General features: G+C 73.6%; 12 protein-coding genes. 8 read left to right on the top strand and 4 right to left on the bottom strand.

Features of this window, described 5'->3' with window-relative positions:
- Window positions 1-41: 41 nt before the first annotated feature.
- Window positions 42-2,678: a DUF6493 family protein gene (locus tag K8Z49_RS12250; protein ID WP_412518818.1), complete on the bottom strand. Its 2,637-nt coding sequence runs from the start codon at window positions 2,676-2,678 to the stop codon at window positions 42-44.
- Window positions 2,675-4,045, bottom strand: coding sequence for an SWIM zinc finger family protein (locus K8Z49_RS12245; protein ID WP_412518816.1), 1,371 nt, complete (start codon window positions 4,043-4,045; stop codon window positions 2,675-2,677). The genes K8Z49_RS12250 and K8Z49_RS12245 overlap by 4 nt, the downstream gene beginning before the upstream one ends.
- A 136-nt stretch (window positions 4,046-4,181) precedes the next feature.
- On the opposite strand from K8Z49_RS12245, the gene K8Z49_RS12240 reads away from it, so the two are divergent.
- The 3 genes from K8Z49_RS12240 (at window position 4,182) to K8Z49_RS12230 (ending at window position 5,900) form a co-directional block, all read left to right on the top strand.
- Window positions 4,182-4,538, top strand: coding sequence for a hypothetical protein (locus K8Z49_RS12240; RefSeq protein ID WP_021599811.1), 357 nt, complete (start codon window positions 4,182-4,184; stop codon window positions 4,536-4,538).
- Window positions 4,539-4,592: 54 nt separating this feature from the next.
- Window positions 4,593-4,904: a DUF3817 domain-containing protein gene (locus tag K8Z49_RS12235; protein WP_235206511.1), complete on the top strand. Its 312-nt coding sequence runs from the start codon at window positions 4,593-4,595 to the stop codon at window positions 4,902-4,904.
- 72 nt (window positions 4,905-4,976) lie between these two features.
- A complete protein-coding gene (locus K8Z49_RS12230; protein WP_021599809.1) occupies window positions 4,977-5,900 on the top strand; it encodes a bifunctional helix-turn-helix transcriptional regulator/GNAT family N-acetyltransferase in 924 nt (307 codons plus the stop codon).
- A gap of 644 nt (window positions 5,901-6,544) precedes the next feature.
- Here K8Z49_RS12230 and K8Z49_RS12225 read toward each other — a convergent pair.
- The gene (locus K8Z49_RS12225; RefSeq protein ID WP_111831176.1) at window positions 6,545-7,981 is read right to left on the bottom strand and encodes a DHA2 family efflux MFS transporter permease subunit; all 1,437 of its coding nucleotides are present in this window, start codon (window positions 7,979-7,981) and stop codon (window positions 6,545-6,547) included.
- A gap of 111 nt (window positions 7,982-8,092) precedes the next feature.
- On the opposite strand from K8Z49_RS12225, the gene K8Z49_RS12220 reads away from it, so the two are divergent.
- The gene (locus K8Z49_RS12220; protein WP_412518813.1) at window positions 8,093-8,737 is read left to right on the top strand and encodes a TetR/AcrR family transcriptional regulator; all 645 of its coding nucleotides are present in this window, start codon (window positions 8,093-8,095) and stop codon (window positions 8,735-8,737) included.
- On the opposite strand, the gene K8Z49_RS12215 is transcribed toward K8Z49_RS12220, so the two are convergent.
- Window positions 8,715-9,977, bottom strand: a complete 1,263-nt coding sequence (locus K8Z49_RS12215) for an MFS transporter (RefSeq protein WP_412518811.1) — start codon at window positions 9,975-9,977, stop codon at window positions 8,715-8,717. The genes K8Z49_RS12220 and K8Z49_RS12215 overlap by 23 nt on opposite strands.
- 326 nt (window positions 9,978-10,303) lie before the next feature.
- On the opposite strand from K8Z49_RS12215, the gene K8Z49_RS12210 reads away from it, so the two are divergent.
- The 4 genes from K8Z49_RS12210 (at window position 10,304) to lon (ending at window position 14,463) form a co-directional block, all read left to right on the top strand.
- Window positions 10,304-10,726: a hypothetical protein gene (locus tag K8Z49_RS12210; protein WP_412518809.1), complete on the top strand. Its 423-nt coding sequence runs from the start codon at window positions 10,304-10,306 to the stop codon at window positions 10,724-10,726.
- Window positions 10,720-10,950, top strand: a complete 231-nt coding sequence (locus K8Z49_RS12205; protein WP_021596329.1) for a helix-turn-helix transcriptional regulator — start codon at window positions 10,720-10,722, stop codon at window positions 10,948-10,950. Before K8Z49_RS12210 ends, K8Z49_RS12205 begins: the two co-directional genes overlap by 7 nt.
- 16 nt (window positions 10,951-10,966) lie before the next feature.
- Window positions 10,967-11,962 (top strand): NAD(P)-dependent alcohol dehydrogenase, encoded by a 996-nt coding sequence (locus K8Z49_RS12200; RefSeq protein WP_412518807.1) that lies wholly within the window; start codon window positions 10,967-10,969, stop codon window positions 11,960-11,962.
- 104 nt (window positions 11,963-12,066) lie between these two features.
- Entirely contained in the window at window positions 12,067-14,463 is a 2,397-nt protein-coding gene (lon, locus tag K8Z49_RS12195; protein ID WP_024936047.1) for an endopeptidase La, read from the top strand.
- Window positions 14,464-14,511 lie beyond the last annotated feature (48 nt).

The raw sequence follows: 14,511 nt of genomic DNA, 5'->3' as shown, positions 1-14,511 counted from the left end.
CCATACGGGACCGACACTCCTGGCAACACCGGGACGCCCGCTCAGGTTGCGAGGGCCCGGTCGAGCCGCTCGGCCTCCTTCACGAGCCGGCTGGAGCCGCCGCGGTCCGCCACCGCCCGGACCTCGGGGATCGGGCCCCTCGCCCCGGTGCTCTCGGCCATGCGGGTGCCGAGGGCGATGAGGTCGGGCACCCCGGTGGCGGCGCGCTCGCCCGGGGCCGGGAGCGCGTCCGGGAGGGCGGCCCTGATGATCGTCCAGACGTCGGCGTGGGCGCCCGCGTCGGCGGCGGCCGTGAGCGCCTTCACGGCGCGCGAGGGGGTGACGCGCTTCAGCGCGGCCAGCCTCCCGAGGGCCGCGCCGGTCTCGGCCGCCGGGAGGGCGCCCTGCGCGCTGAAGGCGAGGACCGCCTCGACGACGCTCGTCCGCTCGTCCGGGCGCGGGTTGCCGAGCGCGAAGGCCAGCAGCGTCCCGGTGGCCGCGCCGGTGGGCCCGTCCGCCTCGGCCAGGTCGAGCAGGAGGGCGCCCTGGCCCCATCCCTCGTCGCCCAGGTAGGGGACGAGATGCGCGGCGGCCACCTCGCGGTGGGACGGCAGGACGGACGGCCAGAAGGCCGTGGACAGGCCGTAGGCGTCCGTCCCGACGCCCGTCCAGCCCTCCTCGGGGAAGGCGCACAGGTGGGCGATGTCGGAGTCGCCGGGCACGTCCACCGTGGACAGGACCCGGGACGGCAGGCGCCGCACCCGGCCGCCGACCGTCGCGACCGGCTCGTCGAGCAGCTCGCACGTGACGGCGGGGTCGGCGAGGCCGCCCTGGGCGAGCCATGCCGCGACGGCCTGCCCGGCCTCGGACGCCAGCCCCTTCGCGCGCGCCGCGGCGGCCGGGTCGATCTCGCGGGGGACGCGGAGCATCGCCTGCGCGAGCTCGGCACGGCCGGGCTCGATGCCCGCCTCCTCCAGCCGTTCGAGCCGTCCGACCAGGACGTCGGGGTCGACGTGGCCGCCGCCCTCCGTCGGCGTCGCGAGCAGGACGGGCACCGTCCCGACCGCCGACGCGATCTCGTGCCTCCGCAGGGTGAGGAAACGCTCCAGTTGCGGGGCGGAGTCCGCCGCACGGGTCCGGCCCTTGATGAGGGCGGCGAGGGTGCGGTACATGCGGGGCGGCGTCGCCGGGCGGAGCAGGGTCTGCACGGGGAACTGGGCCCACCTCTCCCGGGTGGCCCCGTGCATGTACGTGTAGGCGTCGGGGTTGGTGATCCATGGCGCGTTCTCGTCGGCCGGCGTCCTCAGCGCCTCGCGCGTCCCCTCCGGGTCGCGGTGGGCGAAGCCGATGAGGGCGGCCAGGAACCGTTCGGCCGCGCGCCAGTCCTCCTCCATGCCGCGCAGAAGGCCGGCGAACTCCTCCGCCAGTTCCGTGAGGGACCCGATCGGCGCGGGCGCCTCGCGCGGGACGAACGGCGGCGGCGCCATGGGCGGCTCGGGCTCGGCCCCCGCGTCGACCTCGCCGAACGCCTGCGCGATCTGGTCGCGCGGGACGGGCGGGAGGTCGCCCGCGGCGCCGCGGACCTCCTCGCGGACGGCCTCGCCCGCGTGGCCGGCGTGCCGGACCGCGATCTTGACGGCGCGCTCCCGGAGGTCGAGCGCGTCGGAGGTGAAGACGGCGGCGACGGCCCGGAGCGTCACATCGACCCGGCCGCGCTTGCGCGCCGACCTGTCGAGCCAGCCCAGCGTGTTCCGGACGAGCTTCTTCTCCGTCCGGAACAGCGCGGCGTCCGCCGCCTCCTCGAACAGGGCGCCGTCGAGGCGTCCGAGCTCGTCGGCCCGCCGCACCTGGCGCAGGGCGAGGTCGGCGACGGTCGAGGGTGCGGCGGGCAGCAGCCGGACGTAGTCGCGCACGCGCTCGACCACTTCGTCCTCGGTGGGTTCCAGGGCGTCGTGCAGCCGGACGAACCAGCGCAGGTTATGGGGAGTGCCGCCGCGCAGGAAACGCCTCACGCAGCCGTCGAGGAGGAGCGCGCGGTCGAGCCGCCCGGTGTGCGCGAGAGCGGCGATGGCCGCGGCCCAGGTGCTCATCCGGGTCTTGTCCCACTTCAGTCTGGCCTCGTCGTCGGCGAGAGCGGCTCCCACGCCCTCCGCCTCGAACAGCCTCGGGACGAGCGCGTCCAGGAACGGGTCGTCGGCGAGCCGCTGCGGGACGGTCTCGGTCACCCACCCGACGACGAACCCGTCCGACTCCGGGGGAGCGGCACCCGCCGACCGGGTGAACGCCGCCGCGATGTACCAGAACGCCCACTCGCCGTCCGAGGCGCGGATGCGGTCGGCGACGCGCCGGGCGACCTCCGCGCGCCACTCGGCGGGACGGTGCGACGTGACGGCGTCGAGGGCCGCGCAGAGCCGCGCGTAGCGGTCCGCGCTCCACCACAGCCGCATCTCCCTACGGCACAGCCACGTGGCCACACCCGCCGGGCCGCCGATCGTTCCCGCGCCCGCGACCATCAGCGGCTCCAGGACCCCGCGGTCGAGGAACCCGTACTCCGACGCCGCGCGCATCGCCTTCAGCCGTCCGGGCAGATCCTTGGCGATCTCGCGGCGCCCGTCCTCGCCGAGCCCGGCGACCAGGCGCGCGGTCCGGTCGACATCATGGTCGTCGATGGCCTTCTGGACGTCGTCCCAGGTGCTCATCGCGCCGCCTCCACGGCCGTCTCGCGGCGGACCGTCCGGGCGGCGAGGACGTGCTTGCACGGTCCGCGCTCGCCCCGATGGTCGAACCACCACGGACAGGTGCACGTGACGCGGTCGCCCTCGAAACGGACCTGACGCTCTCCGCCGTTGCTCACCACGACGGCGGCGTCCTCGCCCGTGAACCGGACCGCACCGTCCTGAACGAGCTTGCGCGCGGACCGCAGCCGGGGGTTGAGGTCGGCCACCCGCGCCGGGTCGTAGGGCAGCTCCCGGTGGAAGAACGCGGCCTCGGCCGCGTCGAACCCGACGCGTCCGGACGTCCCGAGCTGGACCAGCGCCGCCTTCGTCCGCTCCAGCGTGAGGCCAGATCGCTCCGCCAGAAGGTCCGGCTCCACCCGCGGCTCGAACGACAGCAGGGCGCCCACCAGATCGGCGTCCCCTGCTGCCTCGTCGGTCGAGAGGGCGTCCAGCACCGCCCCCTCGCCGGAGAAGCCGCGCGAATGCTGAGGGGACAGCGTCAGCACGTACCGCATGCCGGGCATCTCCAGCTCCCACACGCTCGACACGGGCCCGCCGCCATCGGCGGCGGACGGTCCGTAAACGCGCAGGGCCCGCGCGAAGCGGAGCAGCGGCAGCATCGTCCGCAGCCGGTCCGGCCCGGCCAGGCACACCGCCCCGGCGGCCGGACGGGACGCGACCCGGAGCGTCCGCCCGGCGGGCACCGCCCACAGCGGCCCGCGCGAGCCGCGCGGCAGGGACCGCAGGAAGCGCACCGCGTCGGGCCCTTTCAGCTCGCCCCGCAGATCGAACCCCGCCGTGATGACCTGGACCTCGGCGAACCCCCGGAGCCACCGGTCGGGCAGCGGCACCTTCTTCTCCACCACGGCGCCGTCCATCGTGGTCACCGCCAGCTCGTCGGCGCCGACCGCCAGATGCAGCGGGTCCGACCCGCCCACGCGGGCGAGCGCCTCCCGCAGGGGCCCGTTGACGTCCACGTTCGTCGTGCCGCGCTCGTGCACCTCGCCGTCCAGGGCGGGCTCCAGGACGTCCAGCCGCGCGTAGACGCCGCCGCACGCCGAGAACGACTCCATCCGGATCCGGTCGCCGTTGCACGTGACGACCGGATCCCGGAACGACGTCGGCCGCGGCTGGAAGTACCGCGTCTGGGCGACGTCGGCCAGGGCCAGCAGGGACGCCGCGGCCGGCGCCGCCTGCGTCAGCACGCCGCTGAAGAAGTACGGGTGCGCCTGCGGCCCGCTGCCGGTCGTCCCACCGGACGTGGAAAGGTCCAGCAGGCCCTCGCCCAGCCCGGACGGCCGTGTGTACGTGTACGCCTGTGCGGTCCCTGCCGCCACGCTGCTCGCCATGCCCGGCAACGTAAGGGCAACCCGTGACAGTTTCGGGTGATCTAGTGGAGTTGGTCTGGGAAGAGGAGGGTGCGCGGCCGCCGCGACGGGCGGGGTCGCGGTCGCGGTACGGTGGACCGCGGGTAGGCTCGGGGACGTGCGACGGTTCCTCACCCCAGGCTGGCTCGGGCTGCACGCGCTCGCGATCGTGCTGTGCGGCGCGTTCCTCGGTTTCGGCTGGTGGCAGTTCGACCGCGCCCAGTCCGGCAACGACCGCAGCTGGGCGTACACGTTCGAGTGGCCGATCTTCGCGATCTTCGTCGTGGTGATGTGGGTCAAGATGATCCGCGACGAGCGGGCCGGCGTGCAGCCGGCCCCGAAGGTGATCGAGGAGCCCGCGGAGGCCGAGGTGAAGAAGGAGATCATCCGGCAGCAGGAGGAAGAGGACCCCGCACTCGCGGCCTACAACCGCTACCTCGCGCGGCTCAACGCGCAGAGCCGCGGGCGCGGCTGACCCCGCCCTCGCCGCTTCGTCCGGACGAAAGGTGTGACTCCTGTGGAAGGCGCGGTGACCAGGTACCGCATCCTGGCGCTCGTGGTCGGCACGCTGCTGGTGCTGCTGACGATCGGCATGGTCCTCAAGTACGGCCCCACCGACATGCCGGCGCTCGCGGGCATCGTCGCGCCCGTCCACGGGTTCCTCTACATGGTGTACCTGGTGGCCGCCTACGACCTGTGGCGGCGGACGGGCTGGCCGCTCGGCCGGATGGTGATGATCGTGCTCGGCGGCATCGTCCCGCTGATGACCTTCTTCGTCGAGCGCAGGATCGTGCACGACGCGCGGGCGCTGCCGCCCGCCAAAGCGGAGGCGAAGGCCTGATCCCTCCCGGGACTGGTGTCCCGCCGTGTTGATCCCCTAATGTTTGACCGAGTCAAACGTTGGGAGGCGGTCATGGCGGTGACCCCGGAGGACGTCGGCACGGTCCGCGCGTTCAACCGCTTCTACACCGGCGTCATCGGCGTGCTCGGCGAGGGCCTCGTCCGGTCGCCGTACTCGCTCACCGAGGCGCGGGTGATCTTCGAGCTGGCGCAGCGGGAGGACTCCGAGGTCCTCGCCCTGCGCCGCGCGCTCGGCCTTGACGCGGGCTACCTCAGCCGGATGCTGGCCCGCTTCGAGGCCGACGGCCTGGTCGTCCGCGAGCGCGCGGCGGGTGACGCGCGTCGCCAGGTCGTCCGGCTGACCCCGCGGGGCCGCGAGGTCTTCGCCATGCTGGACGAGCGCTCCGTCGCCGAGATCCGCGATTTACTGGACGGGCTGGACCCCGCCGGCCGCCGCCGTCTCGTCTCGGCGATGCGCTCCATCCAGGAGATCCTCGGGGACCGCACGCGCGGCGACGGGTTCACGTTGCGCGCGCTGCGTCCCGGCGACCTCGGCTGGGTGGTGGAGCGCAACGGCGCCCTCTACGACGAGGAATGCGGCTGGGACCGCACCTACGAGGCCCTCGTCGCCTCCGTCGTCGCCGACTACGTGCGCGGCCACGACCCGGAGCGGGAGGACGCGTGGATCGCCGAGTCCGGCGGCGTCCGGCTGGGCGCGGTGTTCTGCGTGCGGCGCGAGGACGACGTGGCGCAGCTCCGGCTGCTGCACGTGGAGCCCGACGCCCGCGGGACGGGGGTCGGGGCCGCGCTGGTCGCCGAGTGCGTCCGGTTCGCGACCGAGGCGGGCTACGCCGAGATGATGCTGTGGACCACGGCGCTCCAGCGTCCCGCGCACCGCCTCTACGAGCGGGCCGGGTTCGTCCTCACCGAGGAGGAGCCGCCGGTGGAGCGGTTCGGGGACGTCGTGCACGGGCAGGTCTGGCGCCTGAAGCTGTGAACCGGGGCCCGTGGAGGGTGTCGCTCCTCCACGGGCCGGTTCCGCAGCGATCCCTTACTGCGTCGGCGGCCGGGACGGGGGTCGGACGAAGTGCCGGCCGCCTGTGTTCACCGGCGCGGCGCCGGTTCTTCTCGGGGCTGGCTCCCACCTCCCTCCCGTCGTGTGCCGGGCGCGGGCGATCGCCCGGCGATCTGGAGAGGGCGCCACGACGGCGCCCGGATGCCCGGGGCCGGACCGGCGGCAGGGTCCGGTGCCGCCGGCCGCCGGTCCGGCCGTGGGGACGCCGGTGCCGCGGGGGCGGGCGGCACCGGGCCCTGGGGAGGACGTCGGCGCGGCACCGGTCCGGTACGGCCGAGGACCCGAGGTGTGTCGCCGCGCGCCGGGCCCGCGGCACCCGCTGGGGGGCGGGTCCGGCCGCGGTGCGGCGCGCGGTGAACGCCCTCGGCCGTACGGACCGGCCCACGCGGGGGAGGGGACGGGGAGGCGGACCGCATCTCACTCTCCGTGCGGATCATCCGCCGCCTCCCGTCTCTCGACCTGGGGCTTTTGCCACCCCGAGGATCATTCGTTCACTGTGTGTCACTATCTCGTTGCGTTAAGTACCCGCACGTCATGCGCGTGTAAACCGGCCCCGGCGCAAAGAATCAAGATCGCGAAGCGTCCTTTACCCCGGCATTGCCGGAACGGAGGGCCGGGGCCTCCCGGGGCCGTCCGGGCAGCGCGGCGGTGCCGGCCAGGATCACCGCCGCGGCGGCGGCGCCGAACCAGGCCACGCCGTGGTATCCGGCCGCGGGCGGGCCGCCGGCGGCGTGCTGGACGATCAGCGCGACGACCGCGATGCCGGCCGAGGCGCCGAGCTGGTTCAGCATGTAGAGCACCGAGCTGCCCTGCGGGACGAGCGCGGGCGGCAGCGTCCGGTACAGCGCGCCCATCGTCGGCGCCCCGACGCAGCCGAGCCCGAGGCCGACGGCGAACGCGGCGAGGGATGTCCAGACCTCGCCGGCGTCGGCCGTCACCCGCGTGAAGGCCAGCATGCCGAGCAGTGCCAGCGCCGCGCCGCCCTGGGCGAGGGCCCGGGACCCGGCGCGGTCGGACAGCCGTCCCGCCACCGGCATGGCGAGGGCGCCGCCGAGCCCGACGGGCGTGACCAGCAGGCCGGCCGCGAGCGCGCCGTGCCCGTGGGCCTGCTGGTAGTACAGCGGCAGCATGAAGAGGGCGGCGAAGGTGCCGAGCCCGGTCAGCGTCATGACGGCGACGGAGGCGGTGAAGGACGCGCGGGCGAACAGCCGGACGTCGATGAGCGGCGGCGTCCGGCGGACCCGCAGCGCGTGCACGGCGTAGGCGGCGAGGAGGACGGCGGCGGCCGCCAAAGGGACGAGCGGCTGCCAGGCGGGCTGCCCCACCGCCCTGGACAGGGCGAGGACACCGGCGGCGAACCCGGGCCCCAGAAGCGCGAGCCCGGTGACGTCGAGCGGGGTGCGCGGCGCGTCCGGATCCCGGGGGCCGGCCGCCAGGACGCGCCGCGCCAGCAGCAGGGCCGCCGCGCCGACCGGCAGGTTGATGAGGAACATCCACCGCCAGCCGAGCGCGTCGAGCACGATCCCGCCCACGATGGGACCGGCGACCGGGCCGAGGGACAGGATGAGGCCCATCAGCCCCATGACGCGTCCCGCGCGGGCGGGTCCGGCGGCGCGGGCGAGCAGGACCAGCACCAGCGGGTCGATGATCCCGGCACCGAGCCCCTGCAGGACGCGGAAGGCGATCAGGCTTCCCACGTCCCACGCCAGCGCCGAGGCGAGCGAGCCGGCGAGGAAGACCGTCAGCCCGCCGAGCCACAGCCGCCGCGCGCCGACCCGGTCCACCGCCCAGGAGGTGACCGGGATCGCGATGGTCAGGGCCAGCAGGTAGGCGGTGGAGACCCAGCCGACCGCGCCCAGCGAGGTGCCGAACCCGGCGACGAGGGTGTCCGCCGCGACGGCGACCATCGTCCCGTCCAGGATGCCCATGATCCCGCCGAGCAGGACCGCCGCGATCAGCCACCGCAGCGCGGGGTCGAACCGGCCGGTGTCGGTTCCATTCATGCGTCGCCTCCAAATTAGACTCATCAGTCTGGAAAAGAAGACTAGACATACTTGTCTTTGTCAGTCCACTGGACCAGACTCATGAGTCCAATCCGGGCTAGACTCGTGAGCATGAGCGCAGCGGGAGCAACGGATCTCACCGGGTCGCGGGGGCGCATCGACAAGAGGCAGGCCATCCTCGACGCGGCGTTCGCCGTCTTCGCCCGGGAGGGGTACGTCCAGGCCGGGGTGGACGCGATCGCCGCCGAGGCGGGCGTCGCCAAGGCCACCGTGTACAACCACTTCGGCGACAAGGAGACCGTGCTCCGCCAGACGGTCGCGCTCCTGGCCGAGCAGGCGCTCGCGCAGAACCTGGCCGCCGTCGAGCGCCTGACCGACACCGGCGGCGACCTGCGCGAGCTCCTGGAGGACGTCGGCCTCAGCCTCGCCCACTGCTACTGCGACGAGCGCTCCTGGACGCTGCGCCGCCTGCTGCTCGCCGAGTTCGGCCGCTTCCCCGACCTGATCGGCGTCGTCTACGGGCAGGTGAACGACCGGGTGATCGAGGCCTTGGCCGACCGCCTGGCGCGGCTGGCCCTCGCCGGCCGCCTGCGCGTCACCGACCCGGTCGCCGCCGCCGAGCAGTTCGCGGCCCTGCTGGGGGCGCCGCTCGACAAGCGCACCCAGCTGGGCACCAGGGACATCGCCGACGAGGAGGTCCGCGCCGTCGCCCTGGGGGCCGTCGACACGTTCCTCAAGGCCTTCGCGGCGCCCTGAGCGGCCGGTCGCGGGCCGGGTCGGCCTGCCCGCCGGCCCGCACCGCCACGGCGGTGCGGCGGTGGAGGACGTGGCGGGCCAGGGCCAGGCCGGCCAGGACGGCGACCAGCGCGCAGAGGCCCGTCCACCCGGACCGGGTGTAGGCGGTGGCGCCGAGCCACGAGCCGGTGCTGCCGCCCAGGAACGCGCAGGTCATGTAGGCGGTGTTGACGCGGCTGCGGGCGTCCGGGCGCAGCGCGAGGATCCGGGCCTGGTTGGCGACCATGCCGGACTGCATCGCCACGTCCAGCAGCAGCGTCCCGGCGCCGAGCGCGACGAGCCCGGCCGCGCCGCCCAGCGCGCCGAGCGCGAGCACCGCGGCGGCGGCGATGGTCCCGAGGATCGCGGCGAGGTTCACCGGGTCGGACCCCGCGCGGTCGACCAGCCGTCCCGCGACGGGCATCGCGACCATGGTGCCCGCGCTGACCAGCGCGAGGACGCCGACCGCCTGCGCGCCGAGGCCGTACGCCGGGCCGGTGAGGAACAGCGCGACGCCCGTCCACACGGCCTGGAAGCCGCCGAAGATCGTCGCCTGGTAGAAGCACGAGCGGCGCAGTTCCGGCTCCCGGCGCAGCAGCCGGAGCGGCGCGGCCAGCAGCGCCGGGTACCGCTGCCGCGACGGCGGGGCGGTCGCCGGCAGGGCGAACGCCAGGGCCGCGGCGATCGCCAGCGCGACGACGGCGGCGATCAGGTACGGCGCCCGCCAGCCGAGCCGCTCGCCGGCCAGGCCGCCGAACGTCCGGGCGAGCAGGATGCCGCCGATCGACCCGGCCAGCAGGGTCCCCATCACCGCGCCGCGCCGGTCGTCCGGCACCAGCCCGGCCGCCATCGGCGCGATCACCTGCGCGACCACGGTCGTGACCCCGACGAGCGCGCTCGCCCCGACGAGCCCCGGCAGCCCGGGCGCGCCGGCGGCACCGAGCAGGCCCGCGCCGGTCACGCCGAGCATGACGACGATCAGCGTGCGATGGGGGAAGCGGTCCCCGAGCGGCACGAGCAGGAAGTTCCCGGCCGCGTACCCGAACTGCGCGGCGGTCACCACCAGCGCGGCCGAGTCCGGCGAGACGCCCAGGCCGTCCGCCACCAGCGGGCTGACCGCCTGCGGAAAGTAGATGTTCCCCACGGCGACGCCGCAGGTCAACGCCAGAATGAAGATCACCCAGCGGCCGGGGAAGGCCGCCGGCTGTACAGAAGACGACACGGATGCTCCATGTGGTTCGACACCGGCGCACGCTTCGCGCAGGCAGGTCCGGCGGGACGATCCCCGCGTGGGACTCGCCTCGGCGTCGTGGAGCGTGGTGCCGGCTAGGCCGCCGCGCGCTCCACCGCCGAGCAGCCGGTTGTCGTGGCGGTGACGGTGTACACGGGCAGCCTCCTGAACCGCATCCGGAACATCGCGCCGACTCTCACACAGGGCCCCGCCCCGCGCAAGGGGATTCCCGGCCACCGCTAAGTCAAGAAAACTAGACATCATGTCTGCCCTGCTTTACATTGCGAGATGTCAGGTTTGCTTTACCAGGAGGTGCGATGGCGCTGAAGGAGAAGCGCGCGTGGATCATGCTGACGGTCTCGGTCTGCGCGTACGCCGCCTATCTGATCGCCGTCCTCGGGCGGACCGGGTTCGGCTCGCTCGCCGACGAGCCGTACGCGGCGACGCTGCTCTGGAGCGTCGGCGCGGCGGTCGCGGTGTCGATCGCGCTGAACATCGCCGTCGCGATCCCCGCCGCCGACCGGGCGAAGGACCAGCGCGACCGGGAGATCAACCGGGTCGGCGAGCACATCGGCCAGTCGTTCCTCGTGATCGGCGCGCTCGCCGCGCTCGTCCTGGCCCTCGCCGAGGCGGACCACTTCTGGATCGCCAACGTGATCTACCTGGCGTTCGCGCTCTCCGCGGTGCTCGGCTCGGTGGCCAAGATCTTCGCCTACCGCCGGGGCTTCCAGTCATGGTGAAGCCCACCCGGGTCACCAACACGATCCGCGCCCTGCGGTTCGCGAACGGCCAGATGACGCAGGCGGAACTGGCCGAACGCATCGGCATGACCAGGCAGACGGTCATCGCCATCGAGCAGGGCCGCTACTCGCCCTCCCTGGAGACCGCGTTCCAGATAGCGCAGGTGTTCGGCGTGCGGCTGGACGAGGTCTTCCAATACCCCGGCGACCCCTCGGACAGCTGAAGCACAAGGAGACCCGATGCGAGCCATCGTCCACGACAAGTACGGCCCACCCGACACCCTGGAACTCAGAGACATCGGCAAGGCGGCGCCCTTAGACGGCGAGGTCCTCGTCCGGGTCCACGCGGCCGGCCTGCACGTGGGCGACAGCTTCGCCCTCCGAGGTAAACCGCTTCCGATCCGGCTGACGACCGGCCTGCTCAAGCCGAAGCACGGTGTCCCGGGCTTCGACGTGGCCGGCCGCGTCGAAGCGGTCGGCCGCGCCGTGACGCGCTTCCGGCCGGGAGACGAGGTCTTCGGCACCTGCAAGGGCGCCTGCGCCGAATACGTCGCCACCGCGGCGGACCACCTCGTTCCCAAGCCCGCCCGGCTCACCTTCGACGAGGCCGCGGCCGTGCCGACCTCCGCCCTCGCCGCCCTCCACGCCCTCCGCGACACCGCGCGGCTGGAGCCGGGACGGCGAGTACTGATCAACGGCGCCTCGGGCGGCCTCGGCACCTTCGCCGTCCAGCTCGCCGTCTCCTTCGGAGCCGAGGTGACCGGCGTGTGCGGCACCGCGAACGTGGACACCGTCCGTTCGATCGGCGCCCACCACGTGATCGACTACACCCGGCAGGACTTCGCCTCCGGGGACCACCGTTACGACGTCATCCTCGACAACATCGAGAACCGTTCGCCCGCCGAGTGCAGGCGCGCCCTGACCCCCGACGGCACGCTCATCCTCAACAGCGGCACCAGAGCAGGCGGGCTCGGCGGAATGGTCCGGCTCGTCCGGCCGCTCCTCCTGTCACCGTTCATCCGCCAGAACCTGCGCCGCTATGTCTCCACCCCCAAGAGCCGAGACCTCGCCTACCTGGCCGACCTCCTCGAATCCGGCGAGCTGTCCCCGGTGGTCGGCAAGACCTACCCACTCTCCGAAACCGCGTCCGCACTCCACCACGTAGAAACAGGTCACGCCCGAGGCAAGACCGTCATCACCCTCGACGTCCCCGACCCCGGTGGGGCGGAGGAGTGATCGCTGAGAGCGAACGTTGCTGCGGAAACAAAATGTTGCTCCGTTTTCTTGAGTGTGTATGACTCAACTTGAGGTTGGGTCGACCTACGGACTTGGAGCTGAGCATGAGCGAGACCCTGACGCTGCCGGTGCTGCCCCTGGAGGACGGGGTCGTTCTGCCCGGCATGGTGGTGCCGCTGGACCTGTCCGAGAGCGGTGAGGTCCGGGCCGCCATCGAGGCCGCGCGGGCGGTGGCGCAGTCCAAGGGGCCGGGCATCCGGTCGGCGGCCAAGCCGCGGGTGCTGCTGGTGCCCCGGCTGAACGGCCAGTACGCGGCCGTCGGCACGCTCGGCGTGATCGAGCAGGAGGGGCGGCTGCCCGGCGGTGAGCCGGGCGCGGTCGTCCGCGGCGTGCAGCGGGTGCGGATCGGCACCGGGACGACCGGGCCGGGCGCGGCGCTGTGGGTCGAGGGGACCCTGATCGAGACGCCGCCGGCGTCCGGGCGCGCCCAGGAGCTGGCGAAGGAGTACAAGGGCCTGGTCAGCGCGATCCTGCAGAAGCGGGGCGCCTGGCAGGTCGTGGACGTGGTCCAGCAGATCGACGACCCGTCGACGCTGGCCGACAACGCCGGGTACGCGCCGTACCTGAGCGACGAGCAGAAGATCGAGGTCCTGGAGACCGTCGATCTGGTGGAGCGGCTCACCCTGGTCATCGGGTGGACCCGCGACCACCTCGCCGAGCTGGACGTGGCGGAGACGATCCGCAAGGACGTCCAGGAGGGCATGGAGAAGACGCAGCGGGAGTTCCTGCTCCGGCAGCAGCAGGAGGCCATCCGCAAGGAGCTGGCCGAGCTGAACGGCGACCCCGCCGACGAGGAGGACGACTACCGGGCCCGGATCGAGGCCGCGAACCTCCCGGAGAAGGTGCGCGAGGCGGCGCTGAAGGAGGTCGACAAGCTGGAGCGGTCGTCCGACGCCTCGCCGGAGGGCGGCTGGATCCGCACCTGGCTGGACACCGTCCTCGACATCCCGTGGAACGAGCGGACCGAGGACGCCTACGACATCGCGGGCGCCCGGGAGATCCTGGACGCCGACCACGCCGGCCTCGACGACGTCAAGGAGCGCATCGTCGAGTACCTCGCCGTGCGCAAGCGGCGTGAGGAACGCGGCCTTGGAGTCGTGGGCGGACGCAGGAGCGGTGCCGTCCTGGCGCTGACCGGTCCTCCCGGTGTCGGCAAGACCTCGCTCGGCGAGTCGGTGGCGCGGGCCATGGGGCGCAAGTTCGTGCGTGTCGCCTTGGGGGGCGTCCGGGACGAGGCAGAGATCCGCGGCCACCGCCGTACGTACGTGGGCGCCCTTCCCGGACGGATCGTCCGGGCGATCCGCGAGGCCGGCTCGATGAACCCGGTCGTCCTGCTGGACGAGGTCGACAAGGTCGGCGCCGACTACCGGGGCGACCCGACGGCGGCGCTGCTGGAGGTCCTCGACCCCGAGCAGAACCACACCTTCCGGGACCACTATCTGGAGGTGGAGCTCGACCTGAGCGACGTGCTGTTCCTCGCCACCGCGAACGTGGTCGAGGCCATCCCCGGGCCGCTGCTCGACCGGATGGAGCTGGTGGAGCTGGACGGCTACACCGAGCACGAGAAGGTCACGATCGCCCGCGACCACCTGCTGCCGCGCCAGCTCGACAAGGCGGGGCTGGAGGCGTCCGAGGTGGAGTTCGGCGACGACGCGCTGCGGCTGCTCGCCGCCGAGTACACCCGCGAGGCCGGAGTCCGCTCCCTGGACCGCTCGATCGCGCGGGTGCTGCGGAAGGTCGCCGCGAACGTCGCGCTGGAGAAGGCGACGCTGCCGACCCGGATCGGCGCGGACGACCTGAAGGCCTACCTGGGCCGGCCGAGGTTCACCCCCGAGGTGGAGCTGAGCAGGAACGAGCGCCGCACCGGCGTGCCGGGCGTGGCGACGGGCCTGGCGGTGACCGGCGCGGGCGGCGACGTGCTCTACATCGAGGCGTCGCTGGCCGACCGGGAGACCGGCGACACCGGCGTGACGCTCACCGGGCAGCTCGGCGACGTCATGAAGGAGTCCGCCCGGATCGCGCTGAGCTACCTGCGCTCGCGCGGCGCGGAGCTGGAGCTGCCGGTCGGCGACCTGAAGGACCGCGGCGTGCACGTCCACGTGCCCGCGGGCGCGATCCCGAAGGACGGCCCGAGCGCCGGCATCACGATGACGACGGCCCTGGCGTCGCTGCTGTCGGGGCGGCCGGTCCGCGCGGACGTGGCGATGACCGGCGAGGTGTCGCTGACCGGGCGGGTGCTGCCGATCGGCGGCCTGAAGCAGAAGCTGCTGGCGGCCTCCCGGCTCGGCATCACCACCGCGATCGTGCCGAAGCGGAACGAGCCGGACCTGGAGGACGTGCCGGCCGAGGTGCTGGAGAACATGACGGTGTTCACCGTCAGCGACGTCCGCGAGGTGCTGGACCTGGCGCTGGAGCCGGCCACCACCGTGGTCGCCGCCTGACCCGCGCGAACGCCCGCACCGGATTCATTCCGGTGCGGGCGTTTTGCC

The organism is Actinomadura madurae, assembly GCF_047130825.1.
GTDB classification, from domain to species: domain Bacteria; phylum Actinomycetota; class Actinomycetes; order Streptosporangiales; family Streptosporangiaceae; genus Spirillospora; species Spirillospora madurae.
Note: the sequence above shows the minus strand (reverse complement) of the source record. Positions and strands in the feature narration are given on the sequence as shown.